Annotated in this window: 17 protein-coding genes; 11 read left to right on the top strand and 6 right to left on the bottom strand. The window is 68.2% G+C overall.

The genetic code is table 11. The features are described from left to right. Positions 1 to 5: 5 nt before the first annotated feature. Entirely contained in the window at positions 6 to 533 is a 528-nt protein-coding gene (locus A5756_RS13265) for a general stress protein (protein WP_066952917.1), read from the bottom strand. 160 nt (positions 534 to 693) lie between these two features. Here A5756_RS13265 and A5756_RS13260 point away from each other — a divergent pair, with 160 nt between their 5' ends. The 5 genes from A5756_RS13260 (at position 694) to A5756_RS13240 (ending at position 5,695) form a co-directional block, all read left to right on the top strand. Continuing rightward, positions 694 to 1,314 carry a DUF4190 domain-containing protein gene (locus A5756_RS13260; protein ID WP_066952915.1) on the top strand — a complete coding sequence of 207 codons (621 nt, stop codon included), beginning with the start codon at positions 694 to 696 and terminating at the stop codon, positions 1,312 to 1,314. Positions 1,315 to 1,383: 69 nt separating this feature from the next. Continuing rightward, positions 1,384 to 2,691, top strand: coding sequence for a magnesium transporter MgtE N-terminal domain-containing protein (locus A5756_RS13255; RefSeq protein WP_066952913.1), 1,308 nt, complete (start codon positions 1,384 to 1,386; stop codon positions 2,689 to 2,691). Continuing rightward, positions 2,688 to 3,224: a DUF1003 domain-containing protein gene (locus A5756_RS13250; protein ID WP_066952911.1), complete on the top strand. Its 537-nt coding sequence runs from the start codon at positions 2,688 to 2,690 to the stop codon at positions 3,222 to 3,224. Before A5756_RS13255 ends, A5756_RS13250 begins: the two co-directional genes overlap by 4 nt. Positions 3,225 to 3,334: 110 nt before the next feature. Continuing rightward, positions 3,335 to 4,513, top strand: coding sequence for a lytic transglycosylase domain-containing protein (locus tag A5756_RS13245; RefSeq protein WP_082960028.1), 1,179 nt, complete (start codon positions 3,335 to 3,337; stop codon positions 4,511 to 4,513). Between the two features lie 36 nt (positions 4,514 to 4,549). Further along, positions 4,550 to 5,695, top strand: a complete 1,146-nt coding sequence (locus A5756_RS13240) for an Mrp/NBP35 family ATP-binding protein (protein WP_156659489.1) — start codon at positions 4,550 to 4,552, stop codon at positions 5,693 to 5,695. Positions 5,696 to 5,745: 50 nt separating this feature from the next. Here A5756_RS13240 and tatB read toward each other — a convergent pair whose 3' ends face one another. The 4 genes from tatB to sigE all read right to left on the bottom strand — a co-directional run bounded on the left by tatB (position 5,746) and on the right by sigE (position 9,141). Continuing rightward, entirely contained in the window at positions 5,746 to 6,147 is a 402-nt protein-coding gene (gene tatB, locus A5756_RS13235; protein ID WP_066952906.1) for a Sec-independent protein translocase protein TatB, read from the bottom strand. After that, positions 6,148 to 7,662, bottom strand: a complete 1,515-nt coding sequence (locus A5756_RS13230; RefSeq protein ID WP_066952905.1) for a S1C family serine protease — start codon at positions 7,660 to 7,662, stop codon at positions 6,148 to 6,150. Between the two features lie 187 nt (positions 7,663 to 7,849). Continuing rightward, positions 7,850 to 8,248, bottom strand: coding sequence for an anti-sigma E factor RseA (rseA, locus tag A5756_RS13225; RefSeq protein ID WP_066952904.1), 399 nt, complete (start codon positions 8,246 to 8,248; stop codon positions 7,850 to 7,852). Positions 8,249 to 8,379: 131 nt separating this feature from the next. Then, positions 8,380 to 9,141, bottom strand: a complete 762-nt coding sequence (gene sigE / locus A5756_RS13220) for an RNA polymerase sigma factor SigE (RefSeq protein ID WP_066952902.1) — start codon at positions 9,139 to 9,141, stop codon at positions 8,380 to 8,382. Between the two features lie 202 nt (positions 9,142 to 9,343). On the opposite strand from sigE, the gene A5756_RS13215 reads away from it, so the two are divergent. The 6 genes from A5756_RS13215 (at position 9,344) to A5756_RS13190 (ending at position 15,814) form a co-directional block, all read left to right on the top strand. Beyond that, complete coding sequence (locus A5756_RS13215) at positions 9,344 to 10,012, top strand: O-methyltransferase (protein WP_066953042.1); 669 nt, start codon at positions 9,344 to 9,346, stop codon at positions 10,010 to 10,012. A 224-nt stretch (positions 10,013 to 10,236) separates the two neighbouring features. Further along, entirely contained in the window at positions 10,237 to 10,875 is a 639-nt protein-coding gene (locus tag A5756_RS13210) for a TetR/AcrR family transcriptional regulator (RefSeq protein WP_066952900.1), read from the top strand. Beyond that, a complete protein-coding gene (locus A5756_RS13205; RefSeq protein ID WP_066953040.1) occupies positions 10,865 to 11,779 on the top strand; it encodes an ABC transporter ATP-binding protein in 915 nt (304 codons plus the stop codon). The genes A5756_RS13210 and A5756_RS13205 overlap by 11 nt, the downstream gene beginning before the upstream one ends. Further along, entirely contained in the window at positions 11,776 to 13,416 is a 1,641-nt protein-coding gene (locus tag A5756_RS13200) for an ABC transporter permease (protein WP_156659487.1), read from the top strand. Before A5756_RS13205 ends, A5756_RS13200 begins: the two co-directional genes overlap by 4 nt. Positions 13,417 to 13,423: 7 nt before the next feature. Then, positions 13,424 to 14,098, top strand: a complete 675-nt coding sequence (locus A5756_RS13195; RefSeq protein ID WP_066952898.1) for an isoprenylcysteine carboxylmethyltransferase family protein — start codon at positions 13,424 to 13,426, stop codon at positions 14,096 to 14,098. Between the two features lie 30 nt (positions 14,099 to 14,128). Continuing rightward, entirely contained in the window at positions 14,129 to 15,814 is a 1,686-nt protein-coding gene (locus A5756_RS13190) for a CocE/NonD family hydrolase (RefSeq protein WP_066952896.1), read from the top strand. Between the two features lie 9 nt (positions 15,815 to 15,823). On the opposite strand, the gene glgC is transcribed toward A5756_RS13190, so the two are convergent. Beyond that, complete coding sequence (glgC, locus tag A5756_RS13185) at positions 15,824 to 17,038, bottom strand: glucose-1-phosphate adenylyltransferase (RefSeq protein WP_066952894.1); 1,215 nt, start codon at positions 17,036 to 17,038, stop codon at positions 15,824 to 15,826. Positions 17,039 to 17,123 lie beyond the last annotated feature (85 nt).

The following is a 17,123-nucleotide window of genomic DNA, read 5'->3' as shown; positions in this document are numbered from 1 at the left end:
CGGCCTCAAATCGCTAAGCGCGCCAACAGATCCCGTGCCTTCTCCGCGTTCTGCGGATCGCAGAGCACGTCGTAGCGGCCGGCCACCAGCTGCATGGTCGAGCTGAAATCCCTTGTGCCACGGGCCATCGCGTACGGGACCGCGGAGGTGATCAAACCGAAGAAGACACCGGCGACCAGGCCGGTGGCCAGCGCAGCCCACGGATTCGGGCTGAAGAACCCGAGCACCAGCCCGATGAACAAGCCCAGCCAGGCCCCGCTGAGCACACCGCCGCCGAGAACCTTTGGCCACGTCAGCCGACCGGTCACTCGTTCGACCTGCATAAGGTCGACGCCGACGATGATCACTTGCTGCACCGGGAACTGTTGCTCGGAAAGGTAGTCGACGGCTCGCTGCGCCTCGGCGTAGGTCGGATAGGAGCCGACCGGCCAGCCCTTGGGCGGGGTCGGTAACGAGGGCACGCCGCGCCGGGCGGCCGCCGCACCGGCGGGCGTGGCGCCTGGAACTTGACCGGGCTGGAAAGGACTAGTCATTGGTGCTCATTCTGCTCCGCCCTGGCCGAGGTCACATCTCGGGCCCTCATAGCCTATCCAGCGACCGCACGCCAACCTGCGAAGACAAGACCCCGCGGTCCGCAGGTCCGCGGCGATTCGCCACCAATCGCGCACTTGAGCATCGGCTAGGTTGAACAGCATGACAGCGCCCGGCGATGACTTCGGCGAACGCGCCCACGATGACCAGGCCAAACCGACGCCCGCCGGCAGCGGGGCTCCGGAACAGCCCGAGGCGCCGTGGGAGCCGCCCGCATCGGCGCCGACGCCGGAATATCCGCCCCCGGCCTATCCGCCGCCGGCGTATCCCACCGAGCACCACCCGGGTTACGGGAGCCAATACCCGCCGCCGCCACCCGGATACGGGCAGCCGCCGGGCTACGAACAGCCGCCGGGCTACGGCCCGCCGCCGTACCAGCCGGTGCCTCCGCAATTCGGCGGGCCGCCCGCCGGCTACGGGCCACCGTCTTATCCGGGCGGCTACTACCCCGCGCCGGACTACCTGGGCGGCTACGGGTTGCCGAGCGGACTCAAGCCGGGCACGAACAAGCTCGCTATCGCGTCGCTCATCTCGTCGTTCACCGGTGTGTTCTGCTGCTGCCTCGGCTCGATCGCGGGCATCGTGATGGGAGTGGTCGCGCTCAATCAGATCAAGCGCACCCAGCAGGACGGCTACGGCCTCGCGGTCGCCGGCATCGTCATCGGCGTCGCAACCCTGGTGGTGGGCCTGATCTTCGCGATATTCGCGATGCACTCGCGTTAGCACCATCGCGTAAGCGAGCGAACACCGCCGCCATCTGCCCTGCCGCCCGGCGCTGCCTAGGCTTTCCCCATGGCATCGGTCAACAGGGTCTACATCGCCCGGCTCTCGCGGATGTTGGTGCTGGGTCCACTCGGCGAGTCCTTCGGCCGGATCCGCGATGTGGTGATCAGCATCAGCATCGTGCGTCAGCAGCCGCGCGTGCTGGGGTTGGTCGTCGATTTGGCGACGCGGCGCAGCATCTTCATCCCGATGCTCCGGGTTACCTCGATCGAACCGGAGGCGGTCACGCTCAACACCGGCAGCGTGTCCCTGCGCCACTTCGAACAGCGTCCGGGCGAGGTGCTGGCGATCGGCCAGGTGCTCGACACTCAGGTCAGGGTCAACGACCCCGCGCTGCCCGAGCTGGCCGGCCTCGACGTCGTCGTCACCGACCTGGGCATCGAACAAATGCGCACCCGCGACTGGATGGTGAGCCGGGTAGCGGTCCGCAGTCAGCGGCGGCTGGGCCGGCGCGGCCCCGTGCACGTCGTGGATTGGCAAAACGTGCAGGGCCTCACCCCGTCGGCGCTGGCGCTGCCGGGCCAGGGGGTGGCGCAGCTGCTGAACCAGTTCGAGGGCTGGAAGGCGGTCGATGTGGCCGACGCCATCCGTGGGCTGCCGCCCAAGCGGCGCTACGAGGTGCTCAAAGCGCTCGACGACGACCGGCTGGCGGATGTCCTGCAGGAACTGCCCGAGCTGGACCAGGCCGACGTGCTGTCCGAGCTGGGCACCGAACGCTCGGCCGACGTGCTCGAGGAGATGGATCCCGACGACGCCGCCGACCTGCTCGGCGTGCTGAATCCGACCGACGCCGAGATGCTCCTGACCCGGATGGACCCGGGCGAGTCGGCCCCGGTACGTCGGCTGCTGGCACATTCGCCCGACACCGCGGGCGGCCTGATGACGTCGGATCCGGTGGTGCTGACACCCGACACGTCGGTCGCCGAGGCGCTGGCCCGGGTCCGCGACCCCGACCTCACCCCCGCCCTGTCGTCCATGGTGTTCGTGGTGCGCCCGCCCACGTCCACACCGACGGGGCGGTACCTGGGCTGTGTGCAGCTGCAGCGGCTGCTGCGCGAACCACCGGCGGCGTTGGTCGGTGGGATAGTCGACAACGACCTGCTCACCCTGACGCCGGAAACGCCGCTGGGGGCGGTGACCCGCTACCTGGCCGCCTACAACCTGGTGTGCGGACCGGTCCTCGATGACCAGAACCACCTACTGGGCGCGGTGACGGTGGACGATCTTCTCGATCACCTGTTGCCGCACGACTGGCGGGTCGATGTGCAGGCGCTCGACGTCACCGGCCGGCTCGAAGAACTGGGAGGATCCGCGTGAGCACGTCCTCGACCCCGCGCCGGCTCTACACCCCGCGGACGTCGCGCAGGTACTCGCCTCGCCTCGACCCCGAGGCCGTCGGCCAGATCACCGAGTCGATCGCACGCTTCTTCGGCACCGGCCGCTACCTGCTGGTGCAGACCATCCTCGTGGTGGCCTGGATTGCGCTGAACCTGTCCGCGGTGAGTCTGCGGTGGGACCCGTACCCCTTCATCCTGCTCAACCTGGCCTTCTCCACGCAGGCCGCCTACGCGGCGCCGCTGATTCTGCTCGCACAGAATCGTCAGGAAAATCGCGATCGGGTCGCGCTCGAACAGGATCGCCATCGCGCCGCGCAGACCAAGGCCGACACCGAGTTTCTGGCCCGCGAACTCGCAGCCGTGCGACTGGCGGTCGGTGAGGTCGTGACCCGCGAATATCTGCGTCACGAGCTCGAGGACCTACGCTCGCTGCTGGCGAATTTGGACGTCGAATCCGAGGGCTCTGAGGCGGCGCAGGGCGGTGACAGCGTCGACCGAAACGCAAGGAAATAGGGGCGTAATCAGTTCCGACCATTGCGCCACTCTGGTCACAAGAGTTATGTATGGTGATCTAGTTCACGGCTGAGAAGCAGTTGACCAGCTCACATACCTAGGACGGTCGAGTGCGCATAGGGGGACGCCGGGGTACACACCCGGCCGCCGCGGCGGAGCGGCAACGAGCACTTCAGGTAACACGCACGCGTGCGTTCGGGGTCGCGACCATCACCCCGTTGATTTTCGCCGGAGCAGTGAGCGGAGCGGCGCCTTCGCTTCCCGAAAAACTCCCTCCGGTGCACGCGAACATCACCCCGGTGGCCGCGGTGTCCCCTAGCATCCCCGACCTCTCCGGGCCCGCCGTCGTCTCCATCGACCGTTCCCCGGCCGCTTTCCACGTAGCCGAACCCGCCTTGTCGGCACCACCGCCAGCGATGATCGTGAATGCGCCTGGGGCGCTTGGCATCCCGAGCATCGCGCTGGCGGCCTATCGCAGTGCCGAGCAAAAGATGGCCGTGGCCGCCCCGAACTGCGGCGTCAGCTGGAACTTGCTGGCGGGGATCGGACGCATCGAGTCGGGGCATGCGGGCGGCGGCGCCGTTGACGCGCGCGGCACCGCCGTCGTCCCGATCTACGGCCCCTCGTTGGACGGCACGCTGCCGGGCAACGAGGTCATCCTGCAGAGCAGCACCGGCAACCGCCCCACCTATGCCCGCGCGATGGGACCGATGCAATTCTTGCCGGGCACCTGGGCGCGATACGCGTCCGACGGCAAAGGCGACGGCGTGGCCGATCCGCAGAACCTGTTCGACTCCACCCTGGCGGCGGCCCGCTACCTGTGCAGCGGCGGCCTCAATCTCCGCGACCCGTCGCAAGTGATGGCCGCGATCCTTCGCTACAACAACTCGATGGCCTACGCGCAGAACGTGCTGGGCTGGGCCTCGGCGTACGCCACCGGGGTGGTTCCGGTCGACCTGCCTCCGATGACGGGTCCGCCGCCTCCGCTCGGCGACGGCTTCCTCGAGCACCCCGAGGGACTCGGCCCCAACCTGCCGATGAACGTCAACGGGTTGCCGGTGGACGATCCCCTGGCGCGCGTGCCGCTGATCGACCTCGGCCAACCGCAGAGCGCCGGTCCACCGCCGATGTTCCCGTGGATGACCCCCACCCAACAGCAGGCCCCGACGCGGCAGCCCGGCTGCACGGTGATCTGCGTCGGCTCCCAGAACCCGCCGCCCGCCGCCCCACCGTGGGCGCCGCCGCGTTTGGCGGCGCCGAAGCAGCCGGGTCCCGCTACGGGCGGCTGACCAGCCGACAACGTCACGCGCCTACACTCGGCGGTGATGTCCCCTCATGACACTGCCGACCTGAGCGCAGCAATCCGCACCGCACTGGGGAAGGTGATCGACCCCGAGTTACGGCGCCCGATCACCGAACTCGGAATGGTCAAGAGCATTGACACCGAGCCCGACGGCGGCGTGCACGTGGCGATCTACCTGACCACCGCCGCCTGTCCGAAGAAGACCGAAATCAGCGAACGGGTCACCCAGGCCGTCTCCGACGTTCCGGGCACCGGGGCCGTGAAAGTCACCCTCGACGTGATGAACGACGAGCAGCGCACCGAACTGCGCAAGCAGTTGCGCGGCGACGCCCGCGAGCCCGTCATCCCCTTCGCCCAGCCGAACTCGCTGACGCGGGTCTATGCGGTCGCGTCCGGGAAGGGCGGGGTGGGCAAGTCCACCGTCACGGTCAACCTCGCCGCCGCGATGGCGGCCCGTGGACTGTCCGTCGGCGTACTCGACGCCGACATCCACGGCCATTCCATCCCCCGCATGATGGGCACCACCGACCGCCCGACCCAGGTCGAGTCGATGATCCTGCCGCCGATCGCCCACGAGGTGAAGGTCATCTCGATCGCCCAGTTCACCGAGGGCAACACACCCGTGGTGTGGCGCGGGCCCATGCTGCACCGGGCGTTGCAACAGTTCCTGGCCGACGTCTACTGGGGCGACCTGGATGTCCTGTTGCTGGATCTGCCGCCGGGCACCGGCGACATCGCCATCTCGGTGGCTCAGCTGATCCCGAGCGCCGAGCTCATGGTCGTGACGACGCCGCAGCTGGCCGCCGCCGAGGTCGCCGAGCGGGCGGGCAGCATCGCGATGCAAACCCGGCAGCGCATCGCCGGCGTGGTGGAGAACATGTCGGGCCTCACGCTGCCGGATGGCTCGACGATGCAGGTGTTCGGCGAGGGCGGCGGCCGTCAGGTGGCCGAACGGTTGTCCCGCGCGGTCGGTGCCGACGTGCCGCTGCTGGGTCAGATCCCGCTGGACCCCGCGTTGGTGGCCGCGGGCGATTCGGGGACCCCGATCGTTTTGAGCGCGCCGGACTCCCCGGCGGGCAAGGAACTGCGCAGCGTGGCCGAGAACCTGTCGTCGCGACGGCGCGGATTGGCAGGCGTGTCGCTCGGGCTCGATCCGACGCGGCGCTAGGCCACGGGGCGACCCATCGCCCGGCTTCGCTGCGCGCTGCGATCGCCGCGCTAGGTCGCGTCGGCGTCGAAGGGTGCCGGTCCGGGGGCGTGCGTCTGGGGCGCTGTCGACGGCTCCGACGGAGCGGCGGGCACCCCATTGACCGCCGGGCCCGGCCTGTCGAAGTTCCCGGTGAGGAAGGAATCGTCGCCGTCCAGCAGGTGCTTGGTCAGCGCGGCGCGCGGCGTCATCCCCCGCAGCCTCTGCAACTCGCTCAGCGGAACCCGCAGATCGTCGAACTCGGGCCCGAGGTCTTCGCGCAGCTGGGTGGTCACCCCGCTGAGGTAGTCCCGGGCCTGCCGCAGCGCGGTCGACGTCCAGCGGATGGCCCCGGGAAGTCGCTCCGGCCCGAGGACCACCAGCCCGACCACGACGAGGACCAGGATGTGCTCCCAGCTCAGGCTGCCGAACATTTAGCTGCCGTCGGGGTCGGGCTTGACGGTCAGGGTGACATGCCGGCCGTCGCGGACCACCTCGATCGGTGAGTCCTGGCCGATGGTCAGCTGGCGCACGGCGACGACGAACTCGTCGGAGTCGGCGACCCCGCGGTTACCGACCTTGACGATGACGTCGTTCTCCAGGATGCCGCCCTTCTGCGCGGGGCTTCCCGCCTTCACGTTGGCAACCTGGGCGCCGGAGGCGATGGCGTTGCTCACCGACCGGGTGCTGATCCCGAGCGTCGGGTGCACGATCTTGCCGTCTTTGATAAGCGTGTCGGCCACCGTCTTCGCCTCGTCGATCGGAATCGCGAAACCCAGCCCACTTGCGCTGTCGGACAAGGACTTACCCGCGGTGTTGATGCCGATCACCTGCGAATCCATGTCGATCAGCGGGCCTCCGGAGTTGCCGTGATTGATCGACGCGTCGGTCTGCAGAGCGTCGATGACGGTGTCGGTGTCGGAGCCCTCGCCCGATAGCGGGACGGGACGGTGCAGCGCACTGATGATGCCGTGGGTCACGGTGCTGCGCAGACCGAGCGGCGCACCCGCCGCAAGGACCTCGTCGCCGACGCGCACCTTGTCCGAGTCACCGAACCGGGCCACGCTCAGATTGTCGACGTTGTCGACCTTGAGCACGGCAAGGTCGGTCTTGGGGTCGCGCCCCACCAGATTGGCGGGCACTTCCTTGCCGTCGTTGAACACGACGGTCGTCTTGAACTGGCTGGGGTTGTTGGCCGCCTCGGAGATCACGTGGTTATTGGTGATGATGTAGCCGCGACCGTCGACCACCACGCCGGAGCCCTGCAAGCCCTCCTGGTCGCTCTTGGACTCGATGGTCACCACCGCGTTGGCGGTCGCCGCGGCCACCTTGGCGAAGCGACCCGCCGGCCCTTCACCGTTGCCGTTGGTCGACAGCGTCACCTTCGAGGTGGTGAACGCCTCGGCGACCTCGGCCGTCTTGCGGCCGACCACCCCGCCGATCACCCCGATGAGCAGCGCGATCAGCAGCAAGACCAGCAGCGCCAGGTAGGACACCTTGCCGCCGAAGAGCACGTCGCGCACGCCGAGCTTGCCGCCGTAGCCCCGCGGCCCTCGCGGCCCCGATGGGGCGACGGCCGGAGTGCCCAGCGCCGCGGCCGCCGACGGGTCTCGCCAGGGATCGTCGAGCTCGTCCGTCTCGGCACCGTTTTTCTCCGCCGCCAGCGCACCGGCGTCGACCGGGTGGCGCTGCAGCGAGTCGGGACTGCCGACCGGGCGACTGAACGCCTCCTGCAGGACCGGATCAGCCGGTTCTTCGTGCGGCCGGAAGTCGGTCTGTTCGCGATACTTCTGCGGGCGGACGCGGTCGGCCACGAAGGATCCGCGCAGCCCGTCGGGACGGCTGAACAGTTGACGCGATGCGGGGTCGACCGGCGGACGGGAGATGGGGCGCGGCGCTAAGCGGTTGCCGCTGTTCTTGCCGCTGTCGTTGCCTTGATCGGAGGTCACGTTACCCCTTTGGATCCTCTTCTTGAGCGCTCGAGACAGGCCCTTCACCGGGCGATATACCCGACACCGGCGTGGCCGTGTCCACCCTAGTATCCACGGTTCGGCGCCGGCCGCCCATGAGCGCGCGGGCGGGGTGCGCAAAAGTCGGCGGGATCAACCATGGGGAGTTCGGCCAGAGGGTGTCGAGCTACGGACGCTTGCGCTGCTCACGGGCGTCGCGCTCAGCAAAACGGTCGGACGACCTGGTGGTCATGTCATCGGGCGAATCATAGGGAATCTCAGCGAGCATTCCGAGCAGCGTGCTGGGTATACGGATCGGATGCGAGTCGCGCAGCGCCGCACGGGCCCGGCTCTGATCGTCGACCTCGGCCGCGCACTCGGGGCACAGCGACAGGTGGTGCGCCGCCCGAAGGTGCGCGTTCATCCGCAGCTCACCGTCGACGAACGCCGCGATGGCTTCGACGGAAAGGTGCTCGGTCGAACCGAACTGGCGCGGCGCGCCGACGGGCGCATCGCTCTGGGAGGCGAACTGTGCGGGAAGCCAGGAGAACGCGCGGCGGAAGAGATGTCCTCCTCGATCGGGCATCACCGGGTCCTTTCGTAGCGCCTACCCCTCGAATGTAGCGCGAGGGGTGCGCAATAGCGCATCTCAAGACCACAAAACCGCTGGCTCACATCCGGGCGGCGACCCGCTGTGTCGATTCGGGAGTTCGCCGGCTACGCCGGCTCCGCGTGCAGTGCACCCCGGCCGGCGCCTGGATGGGCGGCCAGGTAGTCGCGAAGCGCCTGACGTCCGCGGTGGATGCGGCTGCGTACGGTCCCGAGCTTCACGCCCAGCGTCGCGCCGATCTCCTCATAGGACAGGCCTTCGATGTCGCACAGCACGACGGCGGCGCGGAACTCCGGCGGCAGCGAATCCAAAGCCGCCTGCAGGTCCGGCCCGAGCCGTGAATCGTGGTAGATCTGCTCGGGGTTGGGCTCGTCCGCGGGCACCCGCTCGTAATCCTCGGGCAGCGCCTCCATCCGGATCCGGGCGCGCCGGCGGACCATGTCGAGGAACAGGTTGGTGGTGATGCGGTGCAACCAGCCTTCGAACGTTCCGGGCTGATAGTTCTGCACGGACCGGAACACCCGGATGAAGGTCTCCTGGGTGAGGTCCTCGGCGTCGTGCTGATTGCCGGAGAGGCGGTAGGCCAGCCGGTATACCCGGTCGGCATGCTGACGCACCAGCTCGTCCCACGAGGGCATCGTGGACTTGTCCCCGGTCGCGTCGAATACCGCGGTGCCTTGCAAGCCGTCGGACGCCTCCACCCACTCGTCCGTGGGGCAGTCCTGCGCGTGCGGCATGCTGGTCGGGCCCAAAAGCGTGGTGATGATCGAATCCTCCGAATCAGTCCTGCCGAAGAGCGACAAGTCGTCACCGGCGGCAACACGTAGCCGCCAGTCCGTATTCCCGTGCGCACGCGCTCCGCGATCCATAGGGACACCGTCGCGTATCGGCGTATGTGCGGTATATGAACAGTCTGAGCTGAGGCTGAGAAACCGTATCGTTACCAGCGCTGTCCAGGAGATATCCGCCGCGGCGTGAGCTTAAACGCAGCGACCTCGCCGGGCGTGTCGTAACGGTGCAGCTTAGGCGCGCCATGCCGGGGTGCGCACCGAAGTGGAATACGCTGCGGGCATGGACGGCACCGACGCAGAAACCCCCGGCCAGCCGGCGCCCAGTCGAGCCGAATCCCTGTTCGCGCACGCCGAGGGGTCGATCTCCGAAGACTCGTTGCTGGCGGCCGCTCGCGAGCGTGCCGTGGACATCGGCGCGGGCGCGGTGACGCCCGCGGTGGGCGCGCTGCTGAGCCTGCTGACCAAGCTCAGCGGCGGGAAGGCCGTCGCGGAGGTGGGCACCGGCGCCGGGGTCAGTGGGTTGTGGTTGCTCTCCGGCATGAGCGAGGACGGCGTCTTGACGACGATCGACATCGAGCCCGAGTATCTGCGGCTCGCCAAGCAAGCCTTCTCCGAAGCGGGCATCGGGCCGTCGCGCACCCGGCTGATCAGCGGCCGGGCCCAAGATGTCCTCACCCGCCTCGCCGACGAGTCCTACGACCTGGTGTTCGTGGACGCGGACCCGGTTGACCAGCCGGACTACGTCGTCGAGGGCGTGCGGCTGCTGCGACCCGGCGGCGTCATCGTGGTACACCGCGCGGCCCTCGGCGGGCGAGCCGGCGATCCCGCCGCCCGCGACGCCGAGGTGGTCGCGGTGCGGGAAGCTGCGCGACTCATCGCCGAGGACGAGCGGCTCACCCCGGCCCTGGTTCCGCTCGGCGACGGCATTTTGGCCGCCGTGCGCGACTGATCTGGCGGTGGCGACCCGCCGCACCCGACGACGCCGCGCTTGCGATCGCCACTGACCCGATGGTGGCGACCCGCCGCACCCGACGACGCCGCGCTCGCGATCGCCACTGACCCGATGGTGGCGACCCGCCGCACCCGACGACGCCGCGCTCGCGATCGCCTTTATGAATTCTTGACGCGCTACCTCCTTGACTTGAGACTGAACGTGCGTTTAATGTCCTGAACATGCGTTCAGCCGACCTGACCGCCGCCGCCCGGATCCGGGACGCGGCCATCGAGCAGTTCGGCGAGTCCGGGTTCGGCGTGGGGCTGCGCGCGATCGCCGAGGCGGCGGGGGTGAGCGCCGCGCTGGTCATTCACCACTTCGGCTCCAAGGAGGGACTGCGCAAGGCGTGTGACGATTACATCGCCGACGAGATCCGCAACAGCAAGTCCGAGACGATCAGGTCGAACGACCCGGCAACCTGGTTCGCGCAAATGGCCGAGATCGAGAGTTACGCCCCGATGATGGCGTACCTGGTACGCAGCATGCAGACCGGTGGCGACCTCGCGAAGATGTTGTGGCGCAGGATGATCGACAACGCCGAGGAGTACATGGAGGAAGGCGTGCGGGCCGGGACGATCAAGCCCAGCCGCGATCCGAAAGCCAGGGCCAAGTATCTCGGCATCACCGGAGGCGGGGGCTTCCTGCTCTATCTGCAGATGCACGACACACCAACCGATTTGCGCGCGGTCCTGCGTGACTACTCCAGAGACATGATCCTGCCCGCGCTCGAGATCTACACCGAAGGACTGATGGTCGACCGCACCATGTATGACGCATTCCTGGCCGCAGATGATCAAGGAGAAAACCATGCCAGTTGACAAGATCGCGCCCATCGAAATTCACCATCTGACAAAGAACTTCGGAGCGGTGCGGGCGCTGGACGGCCTGGATCTCACCGTGCGCGAAGGCGAAGTGCACGGCTTCCTCGGCCCCAACGGCGCCGGGAAGTCGACGACCATCCGCATCCTGCTGGGTCTGGTCAAGGCGGACGGCGGCAGCGTGCGGCTGCTGGGCGGCGACCCGTGGACCGACGCGGTCGCCCTGCACCGCCAGATCGCCTATGTGCCCGGCGATGTCACACTGTGGCCGACGCTGACCGGTGGTGAGACCATCGACCTGCTGGCCCGGATGCGCGGCGGCATCGACCGCAAACGTCGCGACGAGCTGATCGAGCGCTTCGCCCTCGATCCACACAAGAAGGCGCGGACCTATTCGAAGGGCAACCGGCAAAAGGTCTCGCTGATCTCCGCCTTCTCGTCGCGGGCCCGCCTTTTGCTGTTGGACGAGCCCAGCAGCGGCCTGGACCCCTTGATGGAGAACGTCTTTCAGCAGTGCGTTGCCGAGGCGCGCGACCGCGGCGCGACGGTGTTGTTGTCCAGTCACATCCTCGCCGAGACCGAAGCGCTGTGCGAAAGGGTGACCATCATCCGGGCCGGCAAGGCCGTCGAGAGCGGGACCCTGGACTCGATGCGGCATCTCAGCCGCACCTCGATCAAGGCCGAAATGACCGGCGATCCCGGGGACCTCACTCGCATCAAGGGGGTCGAGGACGTCACCGTCGAGGGCACCATCCTGCGCGCTCAGGTCGACGGCGAAAGCCTCGGGGAACTCATCCGGGCACTCGGCGACGCCGGCGTGCGCAGCCTCGTCAGCCAGCCGCCGACGCTCGAGGAACTCTTCCTGCGCCACTACGACACGGCGGACCAGGTTTCCGCATCATGAGCACCGCAACCTTGGATCGCTCAAACCGCCCGGCGCACCCCGCGCCGCGGGGCTCGAACTTCGCCGGAACGCTGGGGATGCTGCGGCTCTACTTGCGCCGCGACCGAATCTCGCTGCCGCTGTGGGTGTTCCTGCTGTCGGTGCCGCTGGCAACGGTGTACGTCGGCAGCATCGAAAAGGTCTACCCCACCCAGGCCGCCCGGGCCGGCTTCGCCGCTTCCATCATGGCCAGCCCGGCGCAGCGCGCGCTCTACGGACAGGTCTACAACGACAGCCTTGGCGCCGTTGGCATTTGGAAGGCGGGGATGTTCCACCTGCTGATCGCGGTGGCCGTCATCCTGACCGTCATCCGGCACACCCGGGCCGACGAGGAGGCGGGCCGAACCGAACTCGTGGACTCGACCGCCGTCGGTCGCTATGCCAGCCTCACCGCCGCGCTGCTGTTGTCGTTCGGGGCCTCCATCGCCACCGGCGTGATCGGTGCGGCGGGACTGCTCACCACCGACGTCCCCGCCGGTGGGTCGCTCGCGTTCGGTGCGGCGCTGGCCTGCTCCGGCCTGGTGTTCGCCGCCGTCGCCGCGGTGACCGCGCAACTGTCCCCGAGCGCGCGGTTCGCGCGCGGCGCCGCGTTCGCGGTTCTGGCGGCCGCCTTCACGCTGCGCGCCGTCGGTGACGCCGGTTCCGGTGCGCTGTCGTGGCTTTCGCCACTGGGGTGGTCCTTGCAGGTCCGGCCGTACGCCGGCGATCACTGGTCCGTATTGACGCTGCATCTGACGACAGCCGTGGCGCTCACCGCGGTGGCATACCGGCTGCTCGCCGGCCGTGACGTCGGTGCCGGGCTCTTTGCCGAACGCCCCGGCCCCGGCTCGGCCGCGCCCGCGCTGGGCAATGTGTTCGGGCTGGCCTGGCGATTGGACCGTGGTGCGCTCCTGCTCTGGACCGTGGGGCTGTGTCTGTATGGCGTCTTGATGGGCAGTGTGGTGCACGGCATCGGCGACGAGCTCGGCGGCAGCGACGCCGCCCGCGACATCGTCGTCCGGATGGGCGGTACCAGCGCCTTGGAGGAGGCCTTCATCGCCGTCGCGTTCACCATGATGGGGATGGCGGCCGCCGCATTCGCCGTCTCGCTGACGCTGCGATTGCACCAGGAGGAAGCGGGCCAACGCGCCGAAGCGACGCTGGCCGGTGCGGTGTCGAGAGCCCGCTGGCTGGCGAGCCACCTGCTGGCGGCATTGGTCGGATCCTCGGTGGCGATGCTGGTCAGCGGTTTGGCCGGCGGCCTGGTCTACGGCGCCGCCGCCGGCGACGTCGGCGGCAAGGTGGCTGTCGTGGTGGCAAGCGCGGCCGTGCAACTGCCCGCAGTCTGGTTGTTGTCCGCGGTGACGGTCGGCTTATTCGGCCTGGCACCACGATTCACGCCCGTGGCTTGGGGCGTTCTGGTGGGATTCATCGCCCTATACCTGATCGGTTCGTTGGCCGGGTTCTCGCAATGGTTGCTCGACCTGGAACCGTTCGCCCACATTCCCCGGGTCGGCGCGGGTTTCACCGCCACGCCACTGCTGTGGCTATTGGCCATTGACGCCGCACTCGTTACCCTCGGTGTCATGGGCTTCCGACGCCGCGATCTGCGTGGTTAGGAGCGCTGTGAAAACCGGTCTTCGCGTGACGGTGCAATCGATCTGGGGAATCCTCTCTTTCGGCTTGATCCTCTTCCTGCCCGCCGGCACGTTGCGTTATTGGCAGGCATGGGTTTTCATCGCCGTGTTCATGGCGGCAACGATCGTCCCCGTCGTCTACCTGGCGCGCAACAATCCCGCGGCCCTGCAGCGCCGCATGAAGGCGGGCCCGCGGGCCGAACCCCGGGCGGCCCAGAAATTCATCATCACCGGCTCGTTCCTGGTCCTATTCGCGGCGATGGTGCTCAGCGCGGTCGATCACCGGTTCGGCTGGTCGTCCGTGCCGGCGTGGCTGTCCGTGCTCGGCGATGTCCTGGTGGCGGCGGGGCTCGGGATCGCCATGCTGGTGATCGTCCAAAACGGTTACGCCGCGGCCACTATCACAGTGGAGTCAGGCCAGACACTGGTGTCCGATGGCTTCTATCGATTCGTGCGCCACCCCATGTATGTCGGGAACGTGGTCATGATGATCGGCATGCCGTTGGGGCTCGGCTCCTACTGGGCGTTGCTCTTGGTCATCCCGGGCTGCATCCTGCTCGCCCTCCGCATCCTCGACGAGGAAACGCTCCTCACCCAGGAGTTGACCGGGTATCGCGAATACCGGCAACGGGTGCGCTATCGGTTGGTTCCCTACATCTGGTAACGGCCGGGCCGACGCGCCTAGGGTATTCGCGTGGCCCGAAATCCCGCGCCCGCGCGAGATCGGCCGTGGCGACGCCCCGGCGCGCTCCGGTACGCGATGAGCCGGATACGCGGCGTCGCCAAGCCACCCGTCACGGTGACCGATCCACCGGCCGACCTTGACGTCGAACGCGATGTAGGCGTGCCGACGCGCGACGGAACGGTATTGCGGGTCAACGTTTTCCGGCAGCGCGATACCGGTGCTCGACCGGTGATTCTGAGCATCCACCCCTACGGCAAGGACAATCTGCCGAGGCGGCGCGGCAACAGGTGGACGTTCTCCATGCAGTACCGGATCCTGCGCCAGCCGCGACCGGTGCGCTTCTCGGCGCTGACCGGCTGGGAGGCGCCCGATCCCGCGTGGTGGACAGCGCAGGGCTTCGTCATGGTGAATGCCGATTCGCGCGGCTGTGGTCGCTCCGACGGAAACGGGCGCCTGTTGTCGCGCCAGGAGGCCGAGGACACCTACGACCTGGTGCAGTGGATCGCCGGACAGCCATGGAGCGATGGACGCGTCGTCATGCTCGGGGTGTCGTACCTGGCCATCAGCCAGTACGCGGTTGCCGCGCTGCAGCCGCCGGCACTACGGGCGATCTGCCCGTGGGAAGGCTTCACCGACGCCTACCGTGACCTGACCTTCCCGGGCGGCGTTCGCGAGACCGGGTTCACCAGGGTGTGGTCGCGAAACGTGCGACGCGACACCCGGCAGGCCTACGACCTGGAACGGATGCAGGACGCCCACCCGTTGCGCGATGAGTTCTGGCGTTCGCTGGTCCCGGACCTCTCCGCGATCAAGGTGCCCATGCTGGTGTGCGGCAGCTTCTCCGACAACAACCTGCACAGCCGCGGCTCCATCCGCGCGTTCACGCACGCCGGCTCCAGCCACGCCCGCCTCTACACCCACCGCGCCGGCAAGTGGGCGACCTTTTACTCCAAGCCCGCGCTGACCGAGCAATTGCGGTTCTTCCGCGGAGTGCTGGACGGGGTGCCCGCTTCCCGCAGCGTCCGCCTCGAGGTCCGCGAAGACCGCGACACCGTCGCAGCAGTGCGCGAAGAGGCCGAATGGCCGCTGGCGCGCACCCATTGGCGCCCAATGTATTTGGCCGAGGGTGGACTGCTGACCGCCCAGCGGCCATCGGAGGAAAGTGGCATCACGTTCGGAACCCGCTCCGGCGCAGCAGCTTTCAGCTGGACCGTCCCGGCTGATATCGAGCTGACCGGCCCGATGGCGGCGCGGCTGTGGATCGAGCTGGACGGCTGCGACGACGCCAACCTGTTCGTCGGCGTGGAGAAGTGGCGTGCCGGACGGTTTGTCGCATTCGAAGGCTCCTACGGCTACGGCCGCGATCGGGTGAGCACCGGTTGGCAGCGAGTCTCGCTGCGTGCGCTGGACGCCGATCTTTCGCGGCCGTGGGAACCCGTCGCGGCGTGCACAAACCCGCGACCCGTCGCCGCGCACGAGGTCGTCGAGGTCAACGTGGCGCTGGGCCCGTCCGCGACACTGTTCCGCGCCGGTGAGCAGCTGCGCTTGGTGGTCGCAGGGCGCTGGTTGTCCCCGAGGAACCCGCTCACCGGCCAGCTCCCCGCGGCCTATGCCGGCTCGCCGCGCGGCCGCGTCAAGCTGCACTGGGGCCCGCGCTACGACGCGCATCTGCTGATCCCGGAGATCCCCGGGTAGCACGGGGCACTAAATCCAGACGCCCTTGCCCACCGCGACCACACCGCCCGCGCTTATCGCGAAGCGCTCCCGGTCCTTCTCGAGGTCCACGCCGACCATCTCGCCGGGCCCGACGACGACGTTCTTGTCCAGGATGGCGTGGCGTACCACCGCGCCCCGGCCGACCCGGGCGCCGGGCATGATCACGCTGCCCTCCACGATCGCGCCGTCATCGACCACGACGTTGGACGACAGCACCGAGTTGCGCACCGAAGCTGCCGAAATAATGCTGCCGGCGCCGACGACCGACTCCTGGGCCGAGCCGCCGTTGACGAACTTGGCCGGTGCCAGGTTCTCCGACTCACCGCGGATCGGCCAGCGCTTGTTGTAGAGGTTGAACACTGGATGCACCGAGACCAGGTCCATGTGCGCGTCGTAGAACGCGTCCAGCGTCCCCACGTCACGCCAGTAACCCCGGTCGCGATCGGTCGCGCCCGGCACCTCGTTGTCCTTGAAGTCGTAAACCGCGGCCATCCCGTCGCCCACCAAGCGCGGAATGATGTCACCGCCCATGTCGTGATCCGAATGGTCGTCGTCGGCGTCGGCGCGAATCGCGTCGATGAGCACCTTGGTGGTGAAGATGTAGTTGCCCATCGACACGAACGTCGCCTCGGGGTCATCCGGTGTGCCGGGCGGGTCCAACGGCTTCTCCACGAATTCGCGGATGCGGCCGGAATCGTCGGCGTCGATACACCCGAATGCGGTGGCCTCTCCGCGCGGCACGCGGATGCCGGCCACCGTCGCGCCGGCCCCGCTTTCGATGTGGAAGTGGACCATCTGCTCGGGGTCCATCCGATAAACGTGGTCGGCGCCGAAAACGACTATGTAGTCGGGGTCTTCGTCGTAGATCAGATTGAGCGATTGGTAGATCGCGTCGGCGGAGCCGGTGTACCAGCGGGGGCCCAGGCGCTGCTGCGCGGGCACGGGGGTGATGTACTCACCGGCCAGACCGGAAAGCCGCCAGTTCTGCGAAATGTGACGGTCCAGTGAATGCGACTTGTACTGGGTGAGAACGCAGATCCTCAAGTAGCGCGCGTTGACGAGGTTGGAGAGCACGAAGTCGATCAGCCGATAGGCGCCGCCGAAGGGAACCGCGGGCTTGGCCCGATCCGCGGTCAGCGGATACAGCCGCTTGCCCTCACCGCCGGCCAGGACAATGCCCAGCACGTGTGGCGCTTCCCTCATGGTTCAAACCTATCGGCCGTCGCGAGGCGCTGCCAGAGGGACGGCGCTATTGGCGGTGTTCTGCGGCTGTCCGTCAAGGTATTTG

The sequence above is a fragment of the Mycobacterium sp. 852002-53434_SCH5985345 genome (assembly GCF_001667155.1).
Taxonomy (GTDB): domain Bacteria; phylum Actinomycetota; class Actinomycetes; order Mycobacteriales; family Mycobacteriaceae; genus Mycobacterium.
Note: the sequence above shows the minus strand (reverse complement) of the source record. Positions and strands in the feature narration are given on the sequence as shown.